The 25,935-nt window shown below is 57.0% G+C and carries 24 protein-coding genes and 3 pseudogenes; 12 read left to right on the top strand and 15 right to left on the bottom strand.

Annotated features, from left to right (window positions below):
• Positions 1-69: 69 nt before the first annotated feature.
• Complete coding sequence (locus tag AC2YJX_RS05850; protein ID WP_487255514.1) at positions 70-606, top strand: hypothetical protein; 537 nt, start codon at positions 70-72, stop codon at positions 604-606.
• Positions 607-828: 222 nt separating this feature from the next.
• Here AC2YJX_RS05850 and AC2YJX_RS05855 read toward each other — a convergent pair whose 3' ends face one another.
• On the bottom strand, positions 829-1,422 hold the full coding sequence (locus AC2YJX_RS05855) for an NAD(P)H-dependent oxidoreductase (protein ID WP_487255515.1): 594 nt from the start codon (positions 1,420-1,422) through the stop codon (positions 829-831).
• Between the two features lie 639 nt (positions 1,423-2,061).
• Here AC2YJX_RS05855 and AC2YJX_RS05860 point away from each other — a divergent pair.
• From AC2YJX_RS05860 to AC2YJX_RS05875, 4 genes are all read left to right on the top strand, one after another.
• Positions 2,062-2,367, top strand: a complete 306-nt coding sequence (locus AC2YJX_RS05860) for a hypothetical protein (protein ID WP_487255516.1) — start codon at positions 2,062-2,064, stop codon at positions 2,365-2,367.
• Between the two features lie 131 nt (positions 2,368-2,498).
• A complete protein-coding gene (locus tag AC2YJX_RS05865; RefSeq protein WP_487255517.1) occupies positions 2,499-3,023 on the top strand; it encodes a hypothetical protein in 525 nt (174 codons plus the stop codon).
• Positions 3,013-3,690 carry a hypothetical protein gene (locus AC2YJX_RS05870; RefSeq protein ID WP_487255518.1) on the top strand — a complete coding sequence of 226 codons (678 nt, stop codon included), beginning with the start codon at positions 3,013-3,015 and terminating at the stop codon, positions 3,688-3,690. The genes AC2YJX_RS05865 and AC2YJX_RS05870 overlap by 11 nt, the downstream gene beginning before the upstream one ends.
• Before the next feature lie 345 nt (positions 3,691-4,035).
• Positions 4,036-4,659: a tyrosine-type recombinase/integrase gene (locus AC2YJX_RS05875; protein ID WP_487255519.1), complete on the top strand. Its 624-nt coding sequence runs from the start codon at positions 4,036-4,038 to the stop codon at positions 4,657-4,659.
• A gap of 437 nt (positions 4,660-5,096) precedes the next feature.
• On the opposite strand, the gene AC2YJX_RS05880 is transcribed toward AC2YJX_RS05875, so the two are convergent.
• The 6 genes from AC2YJX_RS05880 to AC2YJX_RS05905 all read right to left on the bottom strand — a co-directional run bounded on the left by AC2YJX_RS05880 (position 5,097) and on the right by AC2YJX_RS05905 (position 13,652).
• A complete protein-coding gene (locus tag AC2YJX_RS05880; protein WP_218299978.1) occupies positions 5,097-8,135 on the bottom strand; it encodes an EAL domain-containing protein in 3,039 nt (1,012 codons plus the stop codon).
• A 516-nt stretch (positions 8,136-8,651) separates the two neighbouring features.
• A complete protein-coding gene (locus tag AC2YJX_RS05885; RefSeq protein WP_228896126.1) occupies positions 8,652-8,876 on the bottom strand; it encodes a hypothetical protein in 225 nt (74 codons plus the stop codon).
• A 279-nt stretch (positions 8,877-9,155) separates the two neighbouring features.
• Entirely contained in the window at positions 9,156-9,737 is a 582-nt protein-coding gene (locus tag AC2YJX_RS05890) for a cysteine hydrolase family protein (RefSeq protein ID WP_057228261.1), read from the bottom strand.
• 202 nt (positions 9,738-9,939) lie between these two features.
• Positions 9,940-12,480 (bottom strand): DNA ligase D, encoded by a 2,541-nt coding sequence (ligD, locus tag AC2YJX_RS05895; protein WP_057228259.1) that lies wholly within the window; start codon positions 12,478-12,480, stop codon positions 9,940-9,942.
• Positions 12,481-12,486: 6 nt separating this feature from the next.
• Positions 12,487-13,497: a non-homologous end joining protein Ku gene (gene ku, locus AC2YJX_RS05900; RefSeq protein ID WP_057228257.1), complete on the bottom strand. Its 1,011-nt coding sequence runs from the start codon at positions 13,495-13,497 to the stop codon at positions 12,487-12,489.
• Between the two features lie 8 nt (positions 13,498-13,505).
• The gene (locus tag AC2YJX_RS05905) at positions 13,506-13,652 is read right to left on the bottom strand and encodes a hypothetical protein (protein ID WP_158004173.1); all 147 of its coding nucleotides are present in this window, start codon (positions 13,650-13,652) and stop codon (positions 13,506-13,508) included.
• A gap of 842 nt (positions 13,653-14,494) precedes the next feature.
• Between AC2YJX_RS05905 and AC2YJX_RS05910 the strand changes: the two genes are divergently transcribed.
• The 4 genes and pseudogenes from AC2YJX_RS05910 to AC2YJX_RS05925 all read left to right on the top strand — a co-directional run.
• Entirely contained in the window at positions 14,495-15,052 is a 558-nt protein-coding gene (locus tag AC2YJX_RS05910; protein WP_057228256.1) for a DUF1003 domain-containing protein, read from the top strand.
• A gap of 249 nt (positions 15,053-15,301) precedes the next feature.
• Positions 15,302-15,802, top strand: coding sequence for a DUF3182 family protein (locus AC2YJX_RS05915; protein WP_487255753.1), 501 nt, complete (start codon positions 15,302-15,304; stop codon positions 15,800-15,802).
• A complete protein-coding gene (locus AC2YJX_RS05920; RefSeq protein WP_487255520.1) occupies positions 15,754-16,131 on the top strand; it encodes a DUF2845 domain-containing protein in 378 nt (125 codons plus the stop codon). The genes AC2YJX_RS05915 and AC2YJX_RS05920 overlap by 49 nt, the downstream gene beginning before the upstream one ends.
• Before the next feature lie 142 nt (positions 16,132-16,273).
• Positions 16,274-16,557: pseudogene (locus AC2YJX_RS05925) on the top strand (IS5/IS1182 family transposase); the annotation flags it as partial.
• Positions 16,558-16,921: 364 nt separating this feature from the next.
• Here AC2YJX_RS05925 and AC2YJX_RS05930 read toward each other — a convergent pair.
• The 4 genes from AC2YJX_RS05930 to AC2YJX_RS05945 form a co-directional block, all read right to left on the bottom strand.
• On the bottom strand, positions 16,922-17,332 hold the full coding sequence (locus tag AC2YJX_RS05930) for a hypothetical protein (protein ID WP_487255521.1): 411 nt from the start codon (positions 17,330-17,332) through the stop codon (positions 16,922-16,924).
• 82 nt (positions 17,333-17,414) lie between these two features.
• Entirely contained in the window at positions 17,415-17,789 is a 375-nt protein-coding gene (locus AC2YJX_RS05935) for a hypothetical protein (RefSeq protein WP_487255522.1), read from the bottom strand.
• 83 nt (positions 17,790-17,872) lie between these two features.
• The gene (locus AC2YJX_RS05940; RefSeq protein ID WP_487255523.1) at positions 17,873-19,228 is read right to left on the bottom strand and encodes a flavin-containing monooxygenase; all 1,356 of its coding nucleotides are present in this window, start codon (positions 19,226-19,228) and stop codon (positions 17,873-17,875) included.
• Positions 19,225-19,680: a tautomerase family protein gene (locus AC2YJX_RS05945; RefSeq protein WP_487255524.1), complete on the bottom strand. Its 456-nt coding sequence runs from the start codon at positions 19,678-19,680 to the stop codon at positions 19,225-19,227. Before AC2YJX_RS05945 ends, AC2YJX_RS05940 begins: the two co-directional genes overlap by 4 nt.
• Positions 19,681-19,941: 261 nt before the next feature.
• On the opposite strand from AC2YJX_RS05945, the gene AC2YJX_RS05950 reads away from it, so the two are divergent.
• Entirely contained in the window at positions 19,942-20,766 is an 825-nt protein-coding gene (locus AC2YJX_RS05950) for a GlxA family transcriptional regulator (protein WP_487255525.1), read from the top strand.
• A gap of 107 nt (positions 20,767-20,873) precedes the next feature.
• Here AC2YJX_RS05950 and AC2YJX_RS05955 read toward each other — a convergent pair whose 3' ends face one another.
• Positions 20,874-21,170 (bottom strand): hypothetical protein, encoded by a 297-nt coding sequence (locus tag AC2YJX_RS05955; RefSeq protein ID WP_487255526.1) that lies wholly within the window; start codon positions 21,168-21,170, stop codon positions 20,874-20,876.
• Between the two features lie 222 nt (positions 21,171-21,392).
• Here AC2YJX_RS05955 and AC2YJX_RS05960 point away from each other — a divergent pair.
• Together AC2YJX_RS05960 and AC2YJX_RS05965 are read left to right on the top strand one after the other, a co-directional pair.
• Positions 21,393-22,291, top strand: a pseudogene (locus tag AC2YJX_RS05960) (IS3 family transposase); the annotation flags it as partial.
• A 63-nt stretch (positions 22,292-22,354) separates the two neighbouring features.
• A pseudogene (locus AC2YJX_RS05965) lies at positions 22,355-23,308 on the top strand (IS30 family transposase); the annotation flags it as partial.
• A gap of 178 nt (positions 23,309-23,486) precedes the next feature.
• Here the strand turns inward: AC2YJX_RS05965 and AC2YJX_RS05970 are convergent.
• The 3 genes from AC2YJX_RS05970 to AC2YJX_RS05980 all read right to left on the bottom strand — a co-directional run bounded on the left by AC2YJX_RS05970 (position 23,487) and on the right by AC2YJX_RS05980 (position 25,266).
• Positions 23,487-24,071 carry an HAD domain-containing protein gene (locus AC2YJX_RS05970; protein WP_487255754.1) on the bottom strand — a complete coding sequence of 195 codons (585 nt, stop codon included), beginning with the start codon at positions 24,069-24,071 and terminating at the stop codon, positions 23,487-23,489.
• A 67-nt stretch (positions 24,072-24,138) separates the two neighbouring features.
• Positions 24,139-24,606: a mobile mystery protein A gene (locus tag AC2YJX_RS05975; protein ID WP_487255527.1), complete on the bottom strand. Its 468-nt coding sequence runs from the start codon at positions 24,604-24,606 to the stop codon at positions 24,139-24,141.
• 210 nt (positions 24,607-24,816) lie between these two features.
• Entirely contained in the window at positions 24,817-25,266 is a 450-nt protein-coding gene (locus AC2YJX_RS05980) for an HAD domain-containing protein (RefSeq protein WP_487255528.1), read from the bottom strand.
• Positions 25,267-25,935 lie beyond the last annotated feature (669 nt).

Below are 25,935 nucleotides of genomic sequence, written 5' to 3' on the forward strand. Positions count from 1 at the left end.
GCCCCAAACGTCCTTCACCGTGGGGCAGAATTCGGTCATAACCTGCCATTACTCCGTTACCAGATCCAGATGGGCACTAGCTACAGATTCATCGTCGACCCGGCTGAACCGTCGCCTGTTCTTGAGTGGTTCAGGACCGCCGCACCGTCGACCACAGAGGTGCACACCTCAAGTTCGACCGTCTTCCATTTCAGGGACTTGGGGCCGGTCATTTCTCTGCCGGACGGGAGCCCTGACAAGATTAATTCGCCGGTCGTCACTGTGTTCAGCCCCACGGTGAAATATGGGGTTCTGTGGACAGTTGGCGAAGTGCACTTTCTGCCGACACCCCTAAAGGTCAAATTTCCCAAACTTGACTCGGTGAGCCGGGCGTTCGCGAAATGGTTGAAGGAACAACCGTGCGTGTTCTCAAACAAACCTGGCAGCGCGAACGAATTCGATTACTACCTTGAGGGTTCGATCAGAAATTACGATCCGCCGCTCTACGCTTTTCCTTCGGGCTTGGCGGCGCTGACGCAGGGCCAGTATTTCGTCAGCGACGATGACAAGGCTCCCCGTTTAGAAAGTATCTGCAAGGCTCTGCGTCTACGGGGGGTCGATTGCTAGCCTGCAAAAGTGACCGCTTCGGGGCGAGCATGCTGTCCGCTTCAGAGCAAAGCGAAAGTCTGCAAGGGGTCCGCTAGCGTCTCTCACCGTACGCAGAATTCGGCCAGGAGTGGTCTTTGGTGGCAGATGAAATCGGACGCTCAACATTCAAGGTCAGAGGTACTGCGAGGTTTTGTCGCGCAGTACCCCTGCACAGCAGTGTCAGCCAGCAGATTTGGACGACTACGACCATTTTGCAAGCACTCGCTGAATACGCGAACAGAATAGCTCAATTTCGGCAGGCGCTAAATTCTCTGCCTTGTAGAGCGACAGCATTTCGAATCTGCAAGCCGGCGCACACGTTCCCAAGAGAGCTGTTTTCAGAACGCGCTTTACGGGTTGCCAAAGCACCAGTCGATCAACCCACCAAGGCGAGCCGAGCGAAGTAATAGCAAGAGTCTTCCCAAGTTTGTGGAGCCTCGGCTTGATTGGGCCGAGATCGCTCGCATGATCGTAGGCGATACCTGGCGCCCAGACTCGGTCAAACCAGCCTTTCAAGATTGCGGGGAAGCTGAACCACCAAGTAGGGAAGACAAGCACGATGGCTTCGGCGGAGAGCAAGCGGTCGGCCTGTGACTGAATGGCCGCAGAGTCAAAGGTAGGGCCGTAGTAGCTCCGGCGCTCACTGGTTGTTAGCGAAGGCGAAAACTCAGATTGGTAGAGGTCTTCGATCTGCACTTCGTGACCGGCTTTGGTCAGAGCATCGACGGCGCTACGCGCCATGGCGTGGCAAGCACTGTCCGTAAGGGGGTGGGCTACAACAACGAGACACTTCATGGTGTGAATGACCGAGGAGCTGCGGCGCTCGTGCTGGCTAACGTAAAGGTGACCGGTACGTTGCGGCAAACCCGCGGGATAAACTGGACCGTGAGGGATAATCTGGACACTGATTCCTCCTGGAAGTGGCTTGCAGAATAGGTTTTCAGGTGATCGCCTGTTTAAATATCCAGGTACAAAAATTCCGCGAAACCGGGCAGGTATCAACCTGGCAAACTATAGCTCGCCAGTAGGCAGAGACCGGGATCTCCAACGGCATGTTTGGGACTGTGAGCCAGCGGTCAGAAAATCGATGGCAGCTTCCGAATGGCGTTTTCAACGGCAGCTTCGGGGCCATTGCAGTCCTAACAATTCCTCCAGAGCCGCCGTTCAGAAGTGCCGCCTGAAAGCCGCCATTGACTTGCTGCAGCGGCTGCTGGAAATCACGGTGTCTGCCTACGGCAAGCTATAGTTTGCTGACTTAATGCGTGCCGGGTTTCATGGAATTTTTATACCTGGACGTTTGAACAGCTCATCGCTTGCAAAGCTATGCTGCAAGCGGCCTCCAGGAGGAATCAGTGCCCAGATTATCCCGCACGGTCCAGTTTATCCCGCAGGTTTTGCGGTCTAAATTCCGTTAGCCCTCACCAAAGGAGACGCATGTACGTACCGCCCAAAACACTCACCGAGCTGGAAGATCTCAGCGGTACCTATCCAGGCTTTGAGTCGCTTTTTGCGAACCTACACCACTTTGCTCGGCCAGAGTTTGAATCTAGGCCCGAAGGGTTCGCCGTGTTCGTGCAGTACTGCGAGAGCCGGGATATCGGCATTCTCCCCGGGCACGAAAATGAGAGAACCATACAACGTGCCTATCGCTTCTTGGAGCTGTACAACACTGGTAATGAAGTCGCGCACAGCATGGAGCAGGCGTGGGCTGAGTACCCAACGATCAGGAGTGGTGGGTGAGGGCTAACAGGTCGGTCGACTCGGACACGTTGCCGCAAGGGGCCGCACAGTGTCGTTGGAGATCCTGCACCGTGCTGCCCCTTGCCGCAACGTGCTGGTCACCTTTACGCTAGGCGCCACAGGAGCAGTCATTGACCCACGAAGAGCGCGTGTACCAGCGAATTGGAGAGTTCGCCGTATCCTTTCAGTGGATTGAGAACAAACTGCGTGAGATCGGCTGGTTCGTTTTGGATCCCGAGCGATCCCAGTGGCCACCAGCCGACCTACGGAACCTCACGAACGAGAAGCTCATTGACAAGGTGCACCAGCTTTTTGTGCAGGCCTTGCCAAAGTGCAAGCTGCCTAGTGAGCTCGAGGCTGACTTCAAGGACTCCTTTGCGTCCTCTGTCAAGGTTTTGCACCAGCTGCGCCGAGACAGGAATCGCATACTACATTCGGCGTTCATCGAACTCAAGGCGGGCGGCGAAGTTCAAGGACTTCTGCGGTCGAATCCAAAGATTCAAGTTGATGAGGAAACAGGCGAAACTATATTCGACCAAGAACTGCTTACTGCCGAGTCGCTCTCAAGGGAAATGAAGACGATGGCTGATGTGGCTGTGTTCCTGAACCGAGCGTACATGCAACTCATTCATCGGTACCCCAACGGTGGCGCCTAACTCAAACGATATGCGACATAGGACGCTGCACTTCATTAGTCCAAGCTTTACGCACGAGAAGCTTGAGCCGCCGTTTTTCAAAGACATTGTGGATGTCTTCGAAGATCGAATGCTTCATTGGCTAATCCTGCCCGCAAAAGAGCTTTTGAAGATTCGTCATGGTGAGGTCGCTGCGGTTGCACTGGCAACTTCGTATATGGAAGCCATTGAGATTTATTTGTCAGGGCTCGACAGCAAGGGGCGATCGCGCGAATTTTTTGTACGTGGATTCAAAGCAGTTTTTGCTAAGAATCCCGGCCCAGATTTCATGCACGAGGCATTCGCCTCGGCTCTGTACGAGCTCATGCGATGTGGTTTTGCACATGAAGGAGTATTTCGGGATGGAATCTACTTCAGCAAAACGCGCCCAGAAGCATTCCTCATCACTTGGCCGAGGAAGGATGGAGAGTTTGATCCGAAAGGGAAGCTGCAATCCGCAGTAATAAATCCTCAAAGATTCGTAGACGGAATTGAAGGCCACTTCCGCAGTTACATCCGAGAGTTACGCCGGATGTCAAAGTCACCGTTACAGGAGCGCTTCAAAGCTGCCGTCGATCTCAAGTGGGGCGTCGGCGGCAGTGAACGAATCGTCGGATTGACAGAAGAGGAGTTTTACCGTGTTGCATAACAAGTCGCTGCATCCGACCGCCTGCGGCGTCGGCTGAGCGGCGGCGTTGAGCGTCCGCTTATACCTGCCACCACTGGCTGCTCATGGCCGATAGTACGCGCTCTACTTCAAAACACGGTTGACTGCAATCGCTGCAGAACCGACCTCGGCGTGGCGGCTTCAGGCTGATTGCAGTCGCACAACATGCAGTCGTTGAACGACTGCTGCGATCGAGAGCAGACAGTGAAGAACATCACTGGGCGTTTTTCTGCACCGCAAGAACTGACACAGCTACCGTGGTCACTCGTGGACAACGGCGTCTAGAAGGCGCATGGTCTTTGTCCCCCCACTCCATGGGAGACCATCATGGAATCCGTTGCAGCCGTCGTTCATCGCGAGCCCTGGAACAAGGGAAAGATCGTTGGTCAGAAGGCGCCGTTCAAGCCCAAAGACATCTGGGCGCTGCGCGTGCGCCTACAGATGGAGAACCGGGTGCGCGAGCTTGCGCTCTTCAATCTGGGAATCGACAGCAAGCTACGCGGGTGCGACCTGGTCGCCCTCAAAGTCCGCGATGTTTGCCATGGCGACCAAGTCGCTTCACGAGCAACGGTCATGCAGCACAAAACTCATCACCCCGTCCAGTTCGAGCTGACGGCGACCACTCGCGAAGCGCTTCAGCAATGGATCAAGACCGCCAAGCTGAAATCAGAAGACTTTATCTTTCCGAGCCGACTTCACAAGTCGCCGCATCTCGGGACGCGTCAGTACGCCCGAATTCTTGAGCGCTGGGTGTTGCAGCTTGGCTTGGATCCAACAGAGTATGGAACGCACTCCATGCGGCGCACCAAGGCTACGCTCATTTACCGCAGAACAAAGAACCTACGCGCAGTCCAGCTCCTCCTGGGCCACTCAAAGATCGAGTCAACTGTCCGTTTTCTTGGCATTGAGGTCGACGATGCTCTTGAGCTATCCGAACAGACCGAGATTTGAGTTGACGGAGCACAAAATTCTCACCGGGGGCGGCTAAGCTGTGGGCCTTAGATCACCGGAAGCTGTGGGATCACGAAGGGCATCCCGGGCAGCAGATCCGAAGTTGATCGATTCCTTTTTTGGGAGCTATAGCCCTCAGAGTTTGTTTTTGCGAAACAGCGTTCGCTGCGGACGACAATAGTCATTCAGCTCATCCTGAAGAAACCGGCCCCACATCTTGGAGCTCAGTCGCGTAAGCGCAGGAGAACCCATCACGGTAGTCGCTAGCGCGTCTGGCCAATCCGTGCGCCCTCCGCTCGGACCTCGTGTACTTGGAACTCACACTATCACTCTACTTGCGGCAGGCTACTAAAGGTCAACGCTGGATCGGCATCAATGGTCCGTTTGATGTTGGCGCCAACATCTTGGAGCGTACGAGCAAGCCCAACCTGCCCCAGCTAAAGAGAATCTAATCGCGGTATGGCTCTGTTGCGGAAAGAGTCATGATGATTGAATGCCTCACGAATGTTCTCGCGCAGCAAATCATCGTCCCAGGGTTTAGTAAGGAACTTGTAGATGGATCCGCGATTGATCGCGTCCGCAATAGACTCAAGATCGGTGTACCCTGACAAGATGATCCGAATCGTTTCTGGATAAAGATCACGGACGCGGGACAAAAACTCCGTGCCGGACATTTCTGGCATCCGCTGATCCGACAAAATCACCTGCACATCGTGATCACCGAGGATTCTCAGGCCCTCTTTTGCACTCGAAGCGGCCAGGATTTCATATCCATCCCGCCGCAGTACGCGTCTTAGAGCTGAAAGAATGCCCGGCTCGTCATCGACCACCAGAATTCTTCGCACCGGAGCATCAGGCTCTCGCGGAACCGGAATACAAGCTCCGGTATGAAGCAGCTGTCCCATGTCCTGCATGGATAAGGGCTTGCTGAAGTAATACCCTTGTATCTCATCGCAGTGTTTGCGACGCAGGTAGTTCATCTGGGCTTCTGTCTCGACCCCTTCGGCAATCACTTTGAGCTTGAGATTGTGGGCCAGATCAATGATGGCAATACAAATTGCAGCAGCATCAGGGTCGTAAATAACATCTTTGACGAAGCTCTGATCGACCTTCAAATAGTCGATAGGCAGCTTCTTAAGGTAGGCCAACGAAGAATAGCCCGTACCAAAATCGTCAACCGCCACGCGAACACCGAATTCGCGCATTTTCCTCAGACACTGCACGCACGATGCCACGTCCTCCACGAACAGGCTTTCCGTGATTTCTATGTCCAGAATGCTTGCATTGAAGGCTTGGAGTTTCTTGCGAACAGCATCCGCGAAATCTGCTCGCCTCATCTGGACCGCCGACACGTTGACCGCGATTCGTGGGGGTACGAGCCCCAGGGCGCACCATTGCGCATGGTCGGCAAGAGCCCGTTCGATGACCCATTGCCCCACTTCACCGATCATGCCGGTTTCTTCCAAGATGGGAACGAACTGTGCTGGGGGTATCAGGCCGACTTCGGGATCTTGCCAGCGGATTAGCGCCTCCATGCCCGTAATCTTTCCATCATGCAACCCAACCTTCGGCTGATAGTGCAAGAGGAATTGATCGCTCTTCAGCGCCTTGTGCAGCTTGCTTTCGATGCTCAACTGATTGCGCACCCGAGTGTTCATCGAGGTGGCATAGAACTGGTATCGACCCTGGCTGGCGCTGGCCTCGCGGCAAGCGGCTTCTGCATTGGTGAGCAAGACATCCGCATCATGCCCATCCTCAGGAAACATCGCGATTCCTGCGCGCAAAGTCAGATACAGCTCTTTACCTTCGACGAGAAAAGGTTTGTCGATTTGCGGCTGTACTTTTTCACGCAAAAAATGTGCGACATCCGAAGGCGACCCGCAGTGTGTAAGAACACCCCCGAACTGGTCGGCACCGATTCTGGCTATTTGGTTTGTACGGCCAACAACCTCCGAAAGGCGCAAGGCCACGAGCTTGAGCAGTACATCGCCCACGTGCCTTCCTAGCGTGTCATTGACGTTCCTGAAGCGGTCTACGTTGAACCACAGCAACGCCATCTTCGAAGAACTCTCGGGGTTGTTCTGCGTCAACTGGCGTATGCGATCTTGAAGCAGACTCCTGTTGGGCAAACCGGTGAGTGCGTCGTAGTAGGCAAGATAGTTGAGCTCTTCCGCTTTCTCTAAATGATCCAGCGAAAACGCAATGTCGTTTGCCAGCTCCTCCAGCAAAAGAACTTCTTCGTCATCGAAAAAGTGTGTTTCTTCGGAATACAGCACCAATACCCCAATGGATTGCTGCGCGATGGAGAGCGGCAGAACGGCGAAACTTGCGAAGCCACGGTCGAGCGCCTGCTGTTTGAGCACAATCCGCTCATCTTTGGCGGTGTTCTGGACGAGGATTGTGAAACCTTTTCGGATGCTCTGCCCGACTATTCCGTACTCGCTCTCCTGCTCGACGCGCATTCCCATTGGGATGTGTTCGATATAGTCCTCCCCCGCCCCGGACCATGCCACAGCGGCTACGCGCTGCGAATCGTTATCCACAAGACCGATCCATGCGAGCTTGAAGCCTCCTGCATGGACAGCGATATTGCAGGCCTCCTGGAAAAGTTCTTCCCGATTCTGGGTTCGTACGATGAGTGAGTTGATTCCGCTGAGCACAGCGTAGACCCTATTGAGCCGCTGGACCTTAATTTCAGCGTTCTTGCGTTCAGTGATATCAACCACTGAGCCTGCCATGTAGGTGGCGCGTCCGTGTGCGTTCCAGACCGCCTGTCCCTTGGCGTGGGACCAGCGATAGCTACCATCCTTTGCCAAGGCTCTATATTCGACGTCATAGGGAACATGGTTCCTGATATGTGCGGAGAATGCAGCGAGGACTCGCACTCGGTCGGCGGGTTCTAGAAGCGCAAGCCATCCCTCTGCGGTGTTCTCGACATCTTCTTCGCTATAGCCCAAACGCATCTTCCACTGCGGCGAAATCTGGGCCAACCCCGTTTCGATGTCCCAGTCCCACACATCGCCCGTGGACGCTGCGAGTCTGAACCGCAACTCACTGTGACGCAATGCTTCCAGCGTTCTCCGCTGCTCAAGCGCTGACTGCGCATCCCCCAACGCGCGACGCACAGCTGGGGCCAACCTTGCAAGATCGTGCTTCAGGACGTAGTCGGTCGCACCGCTTTTGAGCGCATGGATGACGTGGTCCTCACCGAAGACCTCTGACACCAAAATGAAGGGTGTATCGGGACAAACATCCCTGGCGACTAGAAGGGCATCCAATCCACTAAATTGAGGCAACTTGAAATCCGAAACGATTAATTCGGGTAACTGGTCCTGCAGGGCAGAGCGCAAGCTCTTTTCGGAATCCACAACTCGGATCTCGGGATTCAGAGCCGCTCGCTGCAGAAGCTGCGCAACTAACTCGACGTCACTCGGGTTGTCCGAAACAGCCACAATGTTCAGGGATGCGATCTGCAACTGCCTCTCCTCGCTTCCGCAAGAGTGCGGGTGCGTCACGGTCAGTCTACGCAACGAGCCCTCGGATATCAAGAAATTCGGTCACCTTGCCCCGCTTCACATCTGAGCCCGGTCCTAACTGCCGGTTTCAAGTCAGGCACGCCCATCCCCAGTACAAGCGCAGGCTGCTCAGGCACTGGCGGCGGTGGTACCCAGCTGTTGCTCGGATAATCCGCAAAATCTTGCCCGCCCGCATTTGAGGACCACTTTTGCAGGCGCTTGATGGACATCCATGTGCAGTCCCTTGACGCCGTTAGGCAAGCCCAGTTCCTTACGAATCACCCGTACCAAAGCGGCTTCTCCTGGGTCTAGGTCAACGGTGAGGCGGTCGGTCGGTCGGTCAATTTTGTCTTCACCGACCTTTCAGGTGTGAAACTTAACCGCGTTCATCTGCGCAGGGCAGCAGCCCAGATTGCAGGGACACAATGTGCAAGAGCTGCGAGGGGCCCCTGAAAACTGCCACTGTCGCGCCCAATACTAGGGCTGCAGAGGTTCGTGCTCTCTAGCGAGCGCCTCACGTCCCTTTGGTGTTAGTGCTAGCACGCGCGCATGGTGTATGCCGGAGAGCGGGTGTGGCAGCAAAACGGACACCAGATCGGCAGCGCGCAACACCCGAAGCTTGTCAATGCTCTCCTCATCTTCAACGGTGATCGGCAACTGAGCTTGAGCGATCTCCCGCAGGTACTCGAAAGGCACAGGCATCTCCTCGAAAAACGTCTGGAAGCGAGAAATTTTTATGTAGTTGTCCGCAACGCTATGTAATAAATCGTTTACCCCACTCCACTCATGGACAAGCGAACTCTTGGGTCGAATGACGACTGCGGATTCGGAGACTCACGGGCTCCGAAGATGCCCCATGGCATCGTCCCTGCGATGGTTGCAATCTCGACAAAAAGCGTTGGACAGTAAATAGCGAGGGTATCGCTATCGCTGATAGTTTGCGGACCGTGCCTGGGGGGAGCCATGGAGCACGAAGCTCGACTATCTGGCTCTTCTTATAGAACACTTCAACACACGCGACATCTGGCGCAGGGCTGCGGCTTTCGAGGTGTCTTTCTCCGCAGCGGTGCAGTCGCTCGGCACCCAGACTTTGTACCCATGCATGTAGGCGTCCATCGCCGTCAGATGGACACACATGTCCGCAGCCAAGCCCACTACGATCAATTCGCGTGCCTTCAGCTGGTGTAAAAGATGGTCCAGCGGGGTTGAGTGAAATGCAGAATGGCGAGGCTTCAGAATTGTTAGGTCGCGCGGTTGGGGGGCAAGCAAGGTGGCAATCTCGCCACGAGCCCCGGCCAGAGCTTGGCAGGCCGTCACCAGCTGTTTGAAATCTGAATGCCAAATCCCGTAGTTGTCATTGGCATAGATGGCGGCAACACCTTTGGACGCCAAACGTTTTTTAAGCTGTGCTGTGGCCCTGGCAGCAGGTAACGCACGCTTGAGCAAGCTCTCCGCGCCCGGAAAGTGCATGGGGTTGATGAAATCCACCAATACTAGAACCGTCGGGCTTGCCTTCAGAGAGTGCTGGTGAGCCCTGTCAAGAATGGTGGTCCTGGAAGTCATAGCATGAACACCTGTGGGCCATCCGAGGTTTCAGTTGCCAGCCTTATCAGGAATGCGCCTGGCCATGGAGCTCTCCTGAAAGTAATCGGTCAGTCTGTTCTCATTGCTGTCGCCTGGTTGTAGGACGTATTCAGTCAGAGATGTCTCCTTCACCCGGCGGAGAATGGAGAAAGCTCCGTCCTTTCGGCGACCCCTATCTGCTTTAGGGGAGGCGACCGAGTGCCTTGATCGCCGCAGACAAAGAGACGGCAGCTCCGCCATAGTCTCGCCACGGTCCGTTACCGGTGCGCAGTCTGCGCCCGACAGATTGAACGTTCCAGTGCGCACCACCGGTGACCCTGCCTAGCTCTTCCCACGATACTGGCACCGACACCCCCATCCCAGGACGGGCTCGGGCTGTCCAGGCGCTGGCGGTGGTAGCGCCAAGTCCATTGCGCAGATAGTCCGCAAAAATCTTGCCCACGCGATTTTTCGGGCCACTCTTGGCTACGAACCGCTGCGGGATGGTGCGTGCCAGGTGTTGAACGACCTCATGGCTGAAGCCTTTGACGGTGTCCCAGTCGTGCAAGCGCTTGATGGGCACAATGATATGCAGACCTTTGCCGCCACTGGTCTTGAGAAACGCTGGCAAGCCTAATTCGGTGAGCATCACGCGTACCAAGGTGGCGGCCTCCTGCACATGTTCCCACAGCACTCCTTCTCCGGGATCCAGGTCAAAGGTAATGCGGTCGGGGCGGTCTATCTTGTCTTTGCGGGCATTCCAGGTGTGGAATTCCACCGTATTCATTTGCGCAGCTGAGAGCAAGCCCTCCAGGCTGCTCACCTCTAGCAAGGGCGGGTGAGACGGGTATAGCGCTTGCGCAAGCTCTCGCACGCCGCTCACCCCCTTTGCGCGCCCAACATCCCAATGTTTCTGGAAGAACAGGTCCCCGTCTATCCCATCGGGTGCGCGGACCAGTGAAGTTGGCCGTGCTTTGAGGTGGGGCATTAACAGCGGTGCCACGGTGGCGTAATAGCGCACTAGGTCCATCTTGGTGATGCCGGTGGACGGATCGATGATGCGGTCCGCATTGGACACGCGCACGCTGCCCACAGCCGAGTCGGCTGCTGGGGTGGTCTTGCTGAGTGGCTGGGGCTTTTCTTGCGGGATGAACTTGGGGGTTTTGTCGCTACGCAAGCCCCTGAACACCGCGTGGCGAATGCGACCCTCATGGGTCCACTCCGCAAAGGACACCTCTGCAAGAAGCCGGGGAGTGACCCAGTGCGCCTTCTTGTCGACCGCCCTGGCGTTCTCAAACGGGTTTTTCGATACCTTGATCCTCTGCAGTTTTGCATGCAAATCCGTCAGCAGTTGCTGACTGAAGCCCGTGCCCACGTTGCCCACATAGCGCAAGGTGCCATCATCGTCATGCACACCCAGCAACAATGAACCAAACCCGAAGCGGGAACCCTGGGGATCGGTGTATCCGCCAATCACAAACTCCTGACGATGGCTGCATTTGAGCTTGATCCAGTCCTTGGTGCGACGCGACACGTATGCACTGTCTTTTCGCTTGCCGATGACGCCTTCAAAACCCAGTTGGCAAGCCGAAGAGACTAAGTCCGAGGGCTGGACATCAAAAGCCTCGCTGAAGCGGATGTGGTCCGAGGAAGACGCACCAATAACCTTGCCAAGTTGCTCTCGGCGTTCCATGAGCGAAAGACTGCGCAGATCGTCGCCGTCCGCATAGGGCAAATCGAATACGTAGAAAACCAGCTTGTCCGTAGACTCGCCATCAAAAGCGTTTTGCAGCGCCTGAAAATCCGGGATGCCCTGTGCATCGGGCATCAATACCTCGCCATCGATCCATCCTGATTTCAGCGGCAGGCTGGCAACCGCCTGCGCAAGGTGCGGCAACTTAGCAGTCCAGTCGTTGCCATTGCGGGTGTACAGGCGCGCCTTGCCATCCTCAACGCGCGCCATCAAACGGTAGCCGTCAAACTTCAGCTCCCAGATCCATTCTTCCGCATCTGCGGGAAGGCCCTCCACCAGTGTGGCGAGCTCGGGAGAGAGTTTGGTGGGGAGGGGCACTACGGGGGCTTTTTTCGAGGTCTTTGGTGGGGCGCTGGGCCGAGTTCGGACGGGTTTTCCTGTTGATCGTTTATCTTGCTGCGGCACTGTGTCGCCCTTCTTAGGCGGCAAGGGCGGCGGGATGGCTGCCACGCTGTCCGGCATTTCGTCTACTACGCTGAAAATCTGTGCAGAACGCTCCAGTCCGTCGCGCTCCTTAATGAGCAGCCAAGGGGGCTGGCGCTCGCCGCTACGGCCGTGCATGCGCACCAAAGTCCAGTGTCCCTGCAGCTTGTGTCCATGAAGCTTGAACTTGAGCTTGCCGTTGCGATAGCCCTCCGCGGGATCACCCTGAGGCTCCCAATAGCCTCGGTCCCAGATGATGACTCGGCCTGCACCGTACTGCTTGGGCGGTATCTCGCCTTCAAAGCTGTTGTACGAAATGGGATGGTCTTCCACCTGCACCGCCATACGTTTTTCTGCCGGGTCAAAGCTCGGTCCTTTCGGAACCGCCCAACTCTTCATCGTTCCCTCGATTTCCAGCCGCAGGTCATAGTGCAGGCGACTCGCCCAGTGCTTCTGAATGACGAACTGCAGCGCTTCAATACCAGGGGCCCCACCTTCTACAGGTTCTGGCGTGATGCTGAAGTTGCGTTTCTTCTTATACGCATCGAGAGCGTCCTTCATAGCCATGGTTCGTTATGCGGCGCGTCGGCCAGTTTTTTTGGAGGCGGGTTTTGTGGGCTTGGCGGACGGGGCGCTTTTATTTTTGGCAAGGGGCTTCTTGGCAGCAGCTTTCTTGGCGGGCGTGGACGGAAGCCGAGTCACGGATGCCTTGGCTTTGCCTGTCGACAGACTGCGCGATTTCTCCGGCGACTGGGAAGACTTTCCCGCCAGGCTACGTTTCAGGAGCGAAGTGAGATCCAACACCTCGGCGCCTGCAGATGCCGGCGGGCTGCTCTCCACCTTCGCAACATCGGCGATGTCTCCGGCTGAGGCCTTCTTCTCCACCAGCGCATTGATTTGGTCAGCAAAGGAGTTGCGGAAGCTGTCCGCATCCCATGCCTGTGTCATGTCATCGATAAGCTGCACGGCCATAGCCATTTCAGCATCTTTGATACCTGCGGTCTTGGGGTCCAAAGGTGGCAGATTCAATTGCTCGAATGATCGAATTTCGCCGCCCCAGCGAAGGAGATTTAATATGAGCGCCCGACCACAAGGTATGAGCACGGCGAGGTGCTGCTTGGACTGGATGACGACCTTGGCCACACCTACCTTGTTACTTTTGCGGAGCGCTTCGCGGAGCAAGGCGTAGACCTTCTCGCCCCGCTTGAGTGGAGCGGTGTAGTAAGGCCGCTCAAGATACACAAACGGAATCTCATCAGCGTCAAGAAACGCTTCGATTTCGATGGTCTGGGTGACTTTCGGAAAAGCAGCTGCGATCTCTTCGGGTGAAAGAACGACGTAGCGTCCTTCCTCGTACTCCACGCCCTTCACGATGTCGGTGCTGGCGATGTCCTTGCCAGTGATCTTGTTGATTCGCTTGTACCCTACTGGCTGCATAGAGCGTTTATCGAGCCAGTCAAAATCAACGCCCGAACTCGCGGTGGCCGAATACAACCCGACCGGGATATGTACGAGGCCAAAGCTGATAGCCCCTTTCCACATGGTGCGGGTAGATGTGGGTGCCTGGCCCCGGTCTTCTGCCATGACGCCGCTCACTGGGAAACAAGGTAATTGTTGACTGCGCCGCCCGAGGGCACGACTGCCACCACTGCCATCCAACAGTGGGGCCAGCCGCGCAGCTCGTAAGGCTCCCCCAATCTGATGAACGCGCCGTCGTGAATAGTTTTGTCGTAACTCATATATCAACTCCTTGAAAGGCACTTAGTCGAAATGCGTCTAGGGACTGGTGGAGGAAGAGACATTCAAGCGCATAAATGGGATCACCGAGCGTGCATGGCAATCAGTGCTTAGCGATACAACTAGACCGTGTGGCTTGCCCCTCCACCGTAGCGCTAAAAAATCATCCCAGCGGTTTCCACCGTGGCGGCTCGGGCTCTGGGTACGGAAACATTTCGCGCCGGGGACGCTGCAACGCTTCCCACTGCCGCATTCGCTTCAGTTGACGGGGTTTGAGAAGTACAGAACCGGAGCGATGGGTCTTCGACATATAGGCCTCCTCAACGCGTGGACCGAAATAACAATGCTGGCCGCCGTTGCGTTGTCACCTGATTTGCGGTGCGTTCAATGCGGCCCTCTGGGGTACTTTGCGTATGAGCCTCACACGCGTGCGTGAAGGCAAGAAAATTTTCGTATGTGAACGCAAGAACCCGGCGCTCGCAATTCTCACAAGAGGGTATTTGCGCTGCACTTTGCTTTCTCATTGGAGTGACCTCCACCATTGCCAGAACGTCACATCAGCGTAGGACATGCACCCAGCGTCCGGGAGCAGGAATCTTTCAATCGAGCGTGTAGGTCATCACCGATTCAAAGCTGGAGTGATCACATTGCTCCGGACTGTCGGGAGTACGGACATTGAGCCTTGTTGGCCACCCACGTTTGCCTACGACTTTCGCCTACATCGACCTCATTCCTGTCTATCGACGATGCAGTTCCCAACGATCTATAAGGGACATTCGGATCCCCTGGCGTTTGACTTCAAAAAACTGGTGGCTTCGGGTTGGCCAATTTTCAAGGAGATTCTGTGGACCACGTCAATGATCACATTGCGCAAGTCACTTATCGAAATATCGAGAACATCCTATGCGCCGAGGACGTTCGAAGGAACAACACTCAGCTTCTTTACCGGGCTGTAGCGAAGGTAACTCAGGCATGCGGCACGGTGGGCTTTCTGGCTCTAAACGCCTTCATTTTTATTGGTTGGATAGTGTTCAACGAGCTCATCGTTAAGTTCGATCCTTTTCCATACACCCTGCTGCTATTTGGAGTGTCGCTCGAAGCGATTTTTCTGTCAGTTTTGATTCTCATCAGTCAGAACATGGCAGCAGCGGAGAGTGAACGTAGACACCATTTGGACCTCCAGATGAATCTACTCTCAGAACGAGAAATTACGGCGCTCATGCGGCTTGTAGTGCATATGGCAGAGAAGAACGGTATCCCGGATGAAAAGACGGAGGAAGTGCGTGCTTTCGCCCACGAAACGGATCCTGCGGGTGTGCTCCATCAGATCGTCCGCGCTGAACACCGACATCGCCTGGTCGTCGCAGGGGAGACCGCCCAGCCCAGGGCCAAAAGTGGCTGATGGGCTCCGCTGAAGTTCGGCCCCTGGGCATATCCCGCGTCACTGGAGCGACTGGCCACGCATTCTTTGCTCGCTCGTCCTACACGAGGCGCTTCCCTCCAAAAATACGATGGCATCGTGAACTTTGAAGCCCAAAATGCCCCTTTCGCTTCTGACCTTTAATCGCGGAGATTTCTCATGTTTGAGAAAGCTGCTCGAAGCCACCTCCCGGTCGCTCGACAAGACATCCGGGGAACGCGGGAAGTCGTGATGCCCTTTACACGAGGGTTGGCAGGACATACGAGTCATCACGAAATTGCGACTCGGGCCGAAGTAGCTCGCCGGATAGCGCACATGAAAGGCTGCGGAGTGAGTGATGAACTTCCCCAGGCGCTGTGGCCCGCCCGTACCTATCTCATCCCAAGCGAAACAGTGGTGGGTCTGGAGCTGGCTAAGAGCATTGGACTTCATGGTGAGGACGATTTGTTCGGAGGTGTCGTACCTCACGCATTTATCGCCTCAAAGGCGATTACGCATCCATTGGTCTCACCCAACTCAAAACGCCCTGAAGGGTGGAATCCTCAATTTCACGAGTTGGTATTCGTCAACGCTCTAAAGACACCGCAATTACTCAGTCAGCATGCCCAGTCATTGAGCATGTATCTGTATCGTGCTCAAACACTATGCCTCAGTTCGCTGCTATCCCAACTAAACACCAGACAATGTTGCTCCCATCATGGATTTGGCGTAGAGCAGCGATTCTCTCTGTAGCCGTTGTCTGCTTCCTGATCCCGTTCAAGCAATCCAACGCTCAAGGCCTGGGCTGCGGAGGTCGTCTAGTGGATTTTGGCGAATCGCGCGCCAGCCTTGTCCTGAAGTGCGGTCAGCCGCTCACCATGGAAATCGTCTGCATCCGTGTACCGCGGGCGGTTTGGACATTGTCTATGCACCCACACGAGGCGCCAAGGCAGTACATTTCAGAGCAATGCGAATACTTGGATGAGTGGACTTTTTACCGAGGCCCTGGCAACTTTATGTCGGTGATCCGACTGAAGAACGGAAGGGTGGTACAGATACGAGATGGGGCAAGGGCACCTTGATATCTAAGGCTACCAAGGAAATCCTTCAAACTTCGCGATCAGTCTGGCAGATAGATCCAGGTCAGCCATGGCGTCCTAAAAATGCCATGGGCGAAGCCGCCTTGATCTGAGCCTGAGCATCTAGAAGACCAGCAAGCAGGAACTGCCAGCTCAGATGAACTGGGTGGCACCCTGGGCTGCGTTGGTCGATCTCATTGCCCCATATTCCCCAGAGGGTCAGAGCGGCCACCCACCCTGTCCACTGGAGGCCACGCTGCACATCTACTGCATGCAGCATTGGTTTCAGATCTGGCGATGGAAGAAGCCCTTTTTGACACTCCGATCTACCTAGTTTTTGCAGGCCTGGATGCCAATGGGTGCATGCAACGAAATCATCCTTGGCATCGCGTTACTGCCCAGCGCAAACACGTCAGGTGGCGGCATCGAGCGCCTGCTCCCAGTGTCGAGCATTGGTCTTCACGATGTTAGAGAGCAAGCCTACAGTTGACCCTTCCCCTCCACAGACCCGTCACACAAACCGGAGTGCGCCGACCTCACAGACATTCACCCCATCACGGCCGCACCTTGCCGCGTGTCGTGTGGTGACTTATCGAGACGAAGGAAGTAGCAAGCCAGCACCGGACCCAGGTCGTCCCGCCCTGGGTCCGGTGGATACCAAAATCTGGGCGCCGACCAGGCCGCGCCCGGTGTCGAAGGCCAACAGCAGCATCAGAACGGCGACATCTTCGCGGCAGCGAAGACGTCGCCGTTGAAGCGGACGAGCCATGCCACTTCCTGCTCCTGTGTGCCGTCAGGGTCGAACTTGGGCGCGGGGTTGCAGGTAGATGGCGTTACCTTGGGCTGGTGAAGCGGGGCGGACCTCCAGCACGGCCGCGTCTCGCGGCAGGCTCAGCACCCCCGTGCTGGCCAGGAAGTGACCATTGCGACGGGCATGCGGCACATACTGCGCGCTCTTCTTGCCTTCGTCGATGAATACCAGGAGATATTCGCTTTCGGGCACGACCGTTGTGACCCTGTCCCTGCAGTCCGGCGCCAGTTCTCCCAGGTCCGTGCACACGGCTTTCTCCGTGGTGTAGGGCGTGTAGACGCGCACCTGTGTCCAGGCGAAGTCCGCCGCTTTGCTCATGTCCACCACCCCCGTGCTGCGTGCCTGCTGCCCGATGTGGTCGGACACCGCAGACCCGCCACAAGCGGTCAACATCGGCAAGACCGCAAACACCGCGAACAACGGCAATGGAAGCTTCAGCGCGCCATCGGGTTGGTCTGAGCTTGTCTTGCAGGCTCTATCGAGCATTTTTCGTACCGATCATCGAATGCAACGCCCGACTTTCTTCCTCGGAGAGGTTGCGCTGATGCTGTCCCACGATCAGCACCTTCTGCATGAGGTTCATGCGGGAAGACGTTCCGTCGGCATGCATCGCCACAATCAGAGTTCCAGGACTATAGGTTGCTGTGACGGGAAGCCAACCCCAGCGATGATCCTGCAGCCATGCGGACACCGAATCGATCTGCTCCGGCGAGAGTTGCTGAGCTGCATCTTGTGGTTTTCCGGCCTGCCAATGGGTCACGACGGCCGACGAGACAGGCGGAAATGTCTCGTAGCACGCGGCCAGCTGGCCCAGCACGGTGATCGGGAGGAAGCGAAAGAGTGCGGTCATGTTCAAGTGTTTGCGTTCTTACGCTTTCTCTTTCATGTATCTCTGAACGAAAAATCTGAAACAAGTTCAGACGCTATTTGGCCTTATTCATAGCGCGACGCAGCGTTCGCGGATGTCAGGCTCTGGCCCGGATCCAGCTCAGTAATCAGCGGCCAGCCGAACTTGCGGCACAACTCGTCGACATGGGTCGCATAACTCACCAAGTCGACGTAGTTGGCGTGTCGATCGCTGGACAAAAAGCGTTTACCGCCACGGACGTCGAAATCGTCGGAGGTTTTCAGCGCCTCGAATGCGCGCGCCACACTGGGTCGGTGCTCGCGATCGTGAAGATGGTGCGCGACCATATGTGCCATACGGTCGATCAGTGGGTAGATGCCGGCGGCGACCTCGGCAAATCCCACCGTTATCAAGTTGTGGTGGTGCCTATTGAAAACATTCAGATAGTGCACCACTCGCTGCCCGCGCATCTCGAAGACCGACTCGTCGAGGTACGGTGCGGTGACACGGTATCCCGTAGCGGAGAGGATCAGGTCAACGTCACACATCGTCCCGTCAATGAAATGGACCGTGCTGCCGTCGAGTCGCTGGATATCGGGCCGCACTTCAACATCGCCATGTGCAAGGTGATGCAACAACTGCGTGTTGAGCAATGGGTGCGCCTGACCGAAGTCGTGGTCGGGCTTTGGCAACCCTAGCCTGGTCACGTCGCCCGTGACGGCAAACACGCCCGCACGCAGGTCCATCGCCTTCACATCGGGCGCAAGCAGGTCCGGTCGACGGAAGTGCACATCGATCGGCCACCCATAGACATGCTTCGGAAGGAAGTGATAACCGCGCCTAACACTGAGTGTCGCAGACTCGGCATGGCGTGCTGCATCACAGGCGATGTCAGCGCCGGAGTTGCCGAGCCCGACAATCAGAACACGTCTGCCTTCGAACTCGCGAGGATTGCGATAGGTGGCCGAATGACGCAAATCGCCATCGAAGTGTCCCGGCCAGCTCGGCATCGATGGTAGCCAAGTGACCCCGTTCGCACAGATCACGCCGCGATGTAACGAGCGACTACCGTCGGAGAATCGGACCTCCCAACCGCCGTCTTTCGGCTCAGCGTGCTCGACCCTCCTGCCAAAACGGATGTGACGCCGCAGTCCATAGGCATCGGCAAACTCGCGCAGGTAGCGCAGGATCTGGCTGTGGTGCGGATAGTCGGCGAGCGAGTCGCGCATTGGGAAGCCCTCAAATCCCGAGGTCCACTTTGACGAGATGAAATGCGCCGAGTCGTACAGTGGCGTACCTTCGTTCTCGCTGTCCCAGATACCTCCAACGTCACTGTGCTTTTCGTACACGACGTGCTCCACGCCCAGGCGCCCCAACGCACGCGAGGTAGCCAGTCCGGACGGCCCGGCTCCGACGACGCACCAGCCCTGCACCGAAGTCATGCAGCCACCAAGTGCTGCAAATGGGCAAAGCCGGCCGCTTTGGCAAATTGCGGCAACCGCCAGATCGCGCCATTGGCGCCCCAGTTTCCGTCTGGCACCTCGTGCAACACGATCGACGTGGCGAGTTGGCGCTTATCGTCGGTCGGCAGGGATTGCGTGAACGCCTCATGCATCGCCTGCACGTACTCGGCGCGCGATCCGTCGTCGAGTACGCCAGCGGGCAGATAGACCCTCGCCACACAGGGCAGCATCTGCACAGTCATATCAACGCCGCCGCAAGTCCAGGCCCCTGCGCCAACCTCTTCAATAAGCACCCAGCACAGCGCGCGTTTGCGGGGGTCGGCTGGAATCTGCTCGGCCTTCACCGCAGCGTCGTTGATGCGGCGAACGAGAGCAGCGCGAGCGTCTCCAGGGAACGAACCCTGTGGGATGTGAACAAGGATGTTGGGCATGGCAGTACCTGCATGTTGCTAAGGACTCTATTGCAACCTTTTTCCGACTAGACTTCGAGTGTCTATTTAGACATGTTTTATGCTTTTTTTGCCATGCCTGATTTCACGATTCTTGTCCTCCCAGGTGCATACGCCGCAAGCGTCGCGGCCAGCATAGACATGCTGCTGGCCACACAGGCTCTAGCGCCACGTTTGAAGCTGCCCCGACCTACTTGGCGGGTGGTGTCTCCGGATGGAGGACCAACGCCGCTCAGCGGTGGTATGCAAATCGAAGCGCAACGAATGCGAACCCATCCCAGAGCCGATGCATCGATGTGGGTCGTTCCGGGCCTGGGCGTTACAAGTGCGTCGGAGGTGTCTCGCCGCCTTGGCGATGACGCCTCAATGCGCGCCATCACCGCATTGAAGCGCCATGTGGCCTCGGGCGGCAGCGTCGCAGCGTCGTGCTCCGCCGTCTTTTTGCTGCAAGCCGCGGGACTGCTGTCGGGACGTCGAGCCACTACCTCATGGTGGCTGGCTGCAGAGCTACGACGGATCGAACCCGGGTGCGTCGTCGACTCAGATCGCATGGTCGTCACCAACGCTGATGGACGAGTCATCACAGCCGGCGCTGCTTTCGGGCAGACGGACCTGATGCTGTGCATCTTGAAGAAGCGATTTGGCCCAGCACTGGCCAACGCGGTGGGCAAGGTGCTTCTCGTGGATGGCCGCCAAGCACAGTCGCCCTACGTCGTGCCATCGATGCTGGCCGACGGCGACGCATTGGTCGGCCGCCTCATGCAGTATATAGAGTCAGCTCTACCTTCCCCTCCGAGCATGGAGGCACTGGCGAACGAGTTCGGCATGTCACCACGCACACTGGCTCGCCATGTGCGGACAGCCACCGGTCAAAGCCCTTTGGCGCTGGTGCAGGGCGTGCGGTTGAATCGGGCGCGAATGCTGATCGAGAGCAGCAGGATGACCATGGAGCAGATCGCTGCAGAGGTCGGCTACGAGGATGCCACGGCCCTAAGGCGCTTGGTCCTAAAGGCTACGGGTGCCAATCCGAGCCAGTTTCGGTCCTCGGCGCGGGCGGGCACGAGCTAGACTTCTGACGATATTGATAAGGCCCAATATAGTCTGAACTCCATGTTGACTGGATGGAGCGTGCTATGTTGAACTATGCAGCGTCTTGGTTGTGCCCACTCATCACGTCAGGCATCGTCAGCGCCGAACCATCGACAAAGAACATTCAACAGCCCTGCGATGCTGGCTCCGGCCATGAGAAACAGCGCCAGCCCCAGCAAGCTCTTGCGAGCAAGAAGCTCTTGGACCAAGGGGCGCTCCACGACCACCGAAAACAGCACGCCCAAGAGAAAGCAACTGACGGCGGCGGTGAAGGCCCAACGTACAAGGTGTCTCCGATCAGCGTGAACCGCGCGCGCATAGCCCCAAGCCAGGGTACCAGCCACCAAGCCCATCAAAGCGGTTGAATGAAGTTGAAGTTCCATGAGAGAGCTTCCATCAAACGCCACAACAGCCGCGTTACTTGACGCGCTGAAAAAAAGCCAGTTTGGCAGAACCTGGTTCGATTTTCTCAAGGTACGAAAGGCAAGCCGACGCAAATGGCCCTGCGCCCCATTTGGCGCACAACTCGGCCGCGCGAGTCTGGCTGGAGTTGGAGTTGACCCGGTTCCGTGGACACATCATTCTTTGTGTTCAAGGACTCTCAAATGTCCAAAGTACGACCGCCATACCCGGCGGAATTCCGCCAGCAGATGGTCGAGCTGGTTCGAGCGGGCCGCTCTCCCGCGCAGCTCTCGCGTGAGTTCGGTGTCACGGCCCAGTCCATCACCAACTGGGTCGGCCAGGCCGCCATCGACGACGGCAAGCCATTACCAGGCAAGGAAGGCCTGACCACCGCCGAGCGAGAAGAGCTCGTTCGCCTGCGCCGGCAGTTGCGCCAGGTCCAGATGGAGCGCGACATCTTGGCAAAGGCTACGGCCTGGTTTGCCGGTCGCAGCGATGCGACTTCAACGAAGTCTTCGGACTCGTGATGGCAAACCAGGCCGACCTTCCTGTTCGCACCATGTGCCGCGTCCTCGGTGTTTCCGCCAGCGGGTTCTAGCCTGGCGAGAGCGTGCCCCGTCCCAGCGCAGCATAGCCAACGCGGTGATGGCCGAGCGCATCCGCCAGATTCATCAGGACTCCTACGAGTCCTACGGAATGCCCCGGGTGCGGGCCGAGCTCATTGAACAAGGCGTGTGCATCAGCCGCCAGCGCGTGGCCCGTCTCATGCGAGAAGCCGGTATCCACGGTATCAGCAAGCGCAGAGGCTTCACCGTCACCACCCGCCGGGACAAGCATCAGGCCCCAGCGCGTGACCTAGTCAACCGGCGTTTCCACGCCACAGGTCCGAACCAGCTGTGGGTGGCCGACATGACCTACGTACCGACCTGGATGGGGTTCCTCTATCTGGCGGTGGTGATTGAAGTCTGGAGCCGGCGCGGGGTGGGCTGGGCCATGGGTGAGCGCATGACCGCCGACTTGGTGCTCGCGGCCTTGAACATGGCGCTGGAGCAGCGCAAACCCAAAGGCGTCATTCACCATTCCGACCAAGGCAGCCAAGGCGGATTCAACCGGTCGTCGCAACACCTTCAACCAGGAGGTGTTTATGGGGCGACCCGCAGGATGGATGAAGCAATTGACGGGGAGAGAGGCGATGCGATCTCCAGGGGCGCCTTCGCTTCGGCGAGAGGTCGAGCGCCAGTTCTGGGTACAGATTGCAACCGGAATCACCAGTGAGAGGGCAGCTGAGGCGGTTGGCGTATCGCAGGCGGTGGGCTCGCGCTGGTTCCGGCATCGTGGAGGCATGCCATTGTTCATGTCGAAACCTGTATGTGGAAGGTATCTGTCGTTCGCGGAGCGAGAAGAGATTGGGCTTCTGCGAGCTCAAGATGTCAGTGCGCGCGAGATAGCTCGTCGTATTGGTCGAAGCCCTTCAACTGTTTCGCGGGAGTTGACGCGCAACGCTGCGACCCGCGGTGGCAAGCTCGAGTACCGTGCTTCAGTCGCGCAGTGGAAGTCCGATCTGGCCGCCAGAAGGCCCAAGCCTGCCAAGCTCGTGATGAACCAGTGTCTGCGCGAATATGTCCAGGACAGCCTGGAGGGCAAGATTCACGATGCCCAAGGTCGGGAGGTGGCCGGACCTCGCCAGGCTCCTTTCATCGGTCGTAACAAGTCTCATCGTGGTGACCGCAAATGGGTCAATGGCTGGTCGCCAGAGCAGATTGCCAACCGCCTGTAGGTCGACCTCCCGGATGATCCGTCCATGCGCATCTCCCACGAAGCCATCTACCAAGCGCTCTATATCCTGGGCAGAGGCGCCCTCAAGCGTGAGCTTGTGAGCTACCTGCGTACAGGGCGTGCTTTGCGCACCCCACGAGCCAGGTCCCAAGCCAAGGCATGGGCACATGTCAGTGAAGAGGTGATGATCTCCAGCCGCCCCGCTGAGATAGAAGATCGTGCTGTACCCGGTCATTGGGAGGGGGACCTGATCATCGGCGTGGACAGGTCGGCCATTGGCACGCTGGTGGAACGGTCAAGCCGCTTCACCATGCTCGTGCACCTGCCGCGCGAGGAGGGCTACATTCGCCAGAGCGTCAATCCGAAGGGCTTGCACGTACGGTGTGTGAACCAAACCGGACATTCGTGTTCTGGCGTCGGAAGGCAGCAACCGCTGCAATTCTGCCTCTGGCTACGGTGAGCCGACGGACTGCAATGAGCCTCTCGTGGCCTAGCTCCCCGACATCTGCTGCTTCTAGGAATTACGAGGCCTTGGCGTCCAAAGCTGCAAAGCAGCAGCCCAACTTCTCCCTCAGTTCCTGTTGGACGTCGGGGTTGGACAAGCCCGTCGTTCCATCGCATGCGACGAGGTTATGTAGACATGATTCAGGCCAACCCTCGATGTCGTCGTCGAGAGCTATCCACTGCCGGGGTTTTCGCCGCTGAACGTCTTCTTGAATTTGCACCCCCCGAGGTGTAGAGCGAAACATGGACAGGTTCCAGGGATCCACACCATGCACGCGCCCGTGATACGTCCCACCGATGAACCGGACACGCAAGGAGGTCGGAAGGCGTTTGAGGGTTGCGCTGTATCCCGGACGGATGCACCAGGTGCTACTCAGTACCAGGGCGACGGTTGGGTGGGGTTCAAGCACCGACTCCAGAATAGGAACCCATTCGAACAAGGAGTGTCCTGCAGCCTCATACGGGCTCATGTAGATACCCTTGCGTGGGTGCCAGAGCACTTTTTCGTGGTGAACAACACCGTCAAGGTCCAGGTACAGAACGACGTCCGCACTGCGCGGAGTGGATGCGGGGAGATAGGGGGAATTCTGACCAGAGAACATTGCTGTAAAGATCCTGCTGGATGCTATTTGGCCTGCGGGGACGACGACATGGCGGAGCGGATTCAGTTCAGGACTCACGCCAAAGGTCTGACCACCGCCCGTGCAGCAACTCTGTAGTTCTTCGCTCGATCTGGCGACGAAGCATTTCTGCACCAGGGCGCTGACCTTCCAGGCCCATGCTGTGGGCCACTCGACCAACCTCGTCAGTAGCAATGGCCTGAGCACGCTCCCGAACGACTTCGGCGAGGGGCTGTCGCGGAACAAGCGCATAGACCAGATCACAGTCAAGACCATCGGCAAGTTTTCGGAGCTGCTTCAGGGTGATGCGATCCTCGGCCTCTGCCTGCTCGGATTTGTGAAGTGTGGGGCCGGAGATGCCCAGTCGCTGGGCCTGTTGACGCCCCGTCCGGCCTATGGCTTCGCGGATCAGCTTGAGCCACCCCTGTGGGGGCGGTGGTCGCTTCCTCAGATCAGAGAAGCTGGATATCGCAGTCTGGAGATGCTCGAGACGAAGGTGATTGAGTTCGCCAGACATTGGTAGCCTAAAGACTAACTTAATTGCATCGAATGTTAGCCTATAGGGCAAAACATCATGGTGCTTGGTTTGTTGGCAGCCAATGGTCCTCTTTCCGCAGGCGCTCAATCACCTGCAATTCATCGACACACCACGCTTGGCACATTCCCGCGAGCATTGGTTCGCATAAAACAATGGACCACATACGTCCAGCAGAACCAGCGCGACTGACTACAACTCGTGAATTCGCTTTGTCAGCGCCGCAGCAGAAGTGTCAGTCATCCCAGTCTTGCCATCCACGAGAAACAATGACCGGCTGAACGGTCGATAGAGCCATGGGCGGTCATCGACAGCCAACCATGGAAAGACCGCTCGATCTCGGGTTAGCAGCCAAGCGCGGCACTCGGCTTCACGCTCGTATCCCAGCAAGGAGTCGGGCACGTCCACCAAATGCTTGTACTCAGGCGTGACGCCAATGACCCGGTGGGCGACATCCATAGAGAAACGGGAGCGCAACTCGTCCAGGGAATATTGCTGCCGCCATGTGCTGCTGACAACCACATCGATATCGGCTGTCGCGCGCAGAACCTGCTCAAAGAATGGCAAGCAACTGAAGTGCCTGGATTCATGGCAGAACTCAGGATGAAGCACGCCGTCGAAGTCCAGAAAGAGTGTGCGCACCGCAAAAGTATAGGGTGCATGTGGCTACGGCAGGCCTTCAAGGGGCACCGTTACGCGCGCCTCAAGTAGGTACGGTTCGAATTGCGACAGTTTTGGGCTGAGTTGAGCAATCCATAGCCGCTGACGTCGCCACGTGGATCTCACAACGGCGCTGATGAAAAATTGGTCATCAATCTACAGACGCCGTAGGCCTCATTCTTTGGCAGGATTTTCGAGCTGAGCCGCATCAAAAATGATGGGGTTTAAATTCGAAATGAGCATCAATTCGTATGCTTACGATGTACAAATTGCCGATGCCTCAATGTACATTCTGACGCCACGCTTGTGGCTCATGGTGGCAGCTTCCACAGCAAACCAGACTGCGCCGATCCCCATGCCGGTAGCGGTTCTGACAGTCGCGTGAACGAAACGGAAGTCATGAATCCGCCTACCCTGGGCCGCATATAACAGGCCGGAGATCGAACCATGCGTTCCTGAATCGGCATGCATTCCCACTCCATCATGAAGTCGGCTGAGGTTTTCAACCCGGACGCAAAGAAGCCGAACCAGTCGGGCGGGAAAGGGGGCAACACCACACTCTCGTCATCGCGGCGGATGACCAACTCACGGACGGAGTGGGGAAACCTGCATCCGGGCGGCAGCACCCGTCTGTGAGCCCTTGCTCCGGCC

It is taken from the genome of Acidovorax sp. SRI_002 (assembly GCF_057586455.1).

What these genes read in the sequence shown, in the direction of transcription:
- AC2YJX_RS05850 (WP_487255514.1), top strand. Translation starts at nt 70, where the DNA reads ATGGGCACTAGCTACAGATTCATCGTCGACCCGGCTGAACCGTCGCCT.
- AC2YJX_RS05855 (WP_487255515.1), bottom strand. Translation starts at nt 1,422, where the DNA reads ATGAAGTGTCTCGTTGTTGTAGCCCACCCCCTTACGGACAGTGCTTGC.
- AC2YJX_RS05860 (WP_487255516.1), top strand. Translation starts at nt 2,062, where the DNA reads ATGTACGTACCGCCCAAAACACTCACCGAGCTGGAAGATCTCAGCGGT.
- AC2YJX_RS05875 (WP_487255519.1), top strand. Translation starts at nt 4,036, where the DNA reads ATGGAATCCGTTGCAGCCGTCGTTCATCGCGAGCCCTGGAACAAGGGA.
- AC2YJX_RS05885 (WP_228896126.1), bottom strand. Translation starts at nt 8,876, where the DNA reads ATGCCTGTGCCTTTCGAGTACCTGCGGGAGATCGCTCAAGCTCAGTTG.
- AC2YJX_RS05890 (WP_057228261.1), bottom strand. Translation starts at nt 9,737, where the DNA reads ATGACTTCCAGGACCACCATTCTTGACAGGGCTCACCAGCACTCTCTG.
- ligD (WP_057228259.1), bottom strand. Translation starts at nt 12,480, where the DNA reads ATGGCTATGAAGGACGCTCTCGATGCGTATAAGAAGAAACGCAACTTC.
- ku (WP_057228257.1), bottom strand. Translation starts at nt 13,497, where the DNA reads ATGGCAGAAGACCGGGGCCAGGCACCCACATCTACCCGCACCATGTGG.
- AC2YJX_RS05905 (WP_158004173.1), bottom strand. Translation starts at nt 13,652, where the DNA reads ATGAGTTACGACAAAACTATTCACGACGGCGCGTTCATCAGATTGGGG.
- AC2YJX_RS05915 (WP_487255753.1), top strand. Translation starts at nt 15,302, where the DNA reads ATGCCCTTTACACGAGGGTTGGCAGGACATACGAGTCATCACGAAATT.
- AC2YJX_RS05920 (WP_487255520.1), top strand. Translation starts at nt 15,754, where the DNA reads ATGTTGCTCCCATCATGGATTTGGCGTAGAGCAGCGATTCTCTCTGTA.
- AC2YJX_RS05930 (WP_487255521.1), bottom strand. Translation starts at nt 17,332, where the DNA reads ATGTTGACCGCTTGTGGCGGGTCTGCGGTGTCCGACCACATCGGGCAG.
- AC2YJX_RS05935 (WP_487255522.1), bottom strand. Translation starts at nt 17,789, where the DNA reads ATGACCGCACTCTTTCGCTTCCTCCCGATCACCGTGCTGGGCCAGCTG.
- AC2YJX_RS05940 (WP_487255523.1), bottom strand. Translation starts at nt 19,228, where the DNA reads ATGACTTCGGTGCAGGGCTGGTGCGTCGTCGGAGCCGGGCCGTCCGGA.
- AC2YJX_RS05945 (WP_487255524.1), bottom strand. Translation starts at nt 19,680, where the DNA reads ATGCCCAACATCCTTGTTCACATCCCACAGGGTTCGTTCCCTGGAGAC.
- AC2YJX_RS05950 (WP_487255525.1), top strand. Translation starts at nt 19,942, where the DNA reads ATGCAAATCGAAGCGCAACGAATGCGAACCCATCCCAGAGCCGATGCA.
- AC2YJX_RS05955 (WP_487255526.1), bottom strand. Translation starts at nt 21,170, where the DNA reads ATGGAACTTCAACTTCATTCAACCGCTTTGATGGGCTTGGTGGCTGGT.
- AC2YJX_RS05970 (WP_487255754.1), bottom strand. Translation starts at nt 24,071, where the DNA reads ATGTTCTCTGGTCAGAATTCCCCCTATCTCCCCGCATCCACTCCGCGC.
- AC2YJX_RS05975 (WP_487255527.1), bottom strand. Translation starts at nt 24,606, where the DNA reads ATGTCTGGCGAACTCAATCACCTTCGTCTCGAGCATCTCCAGACTGCG.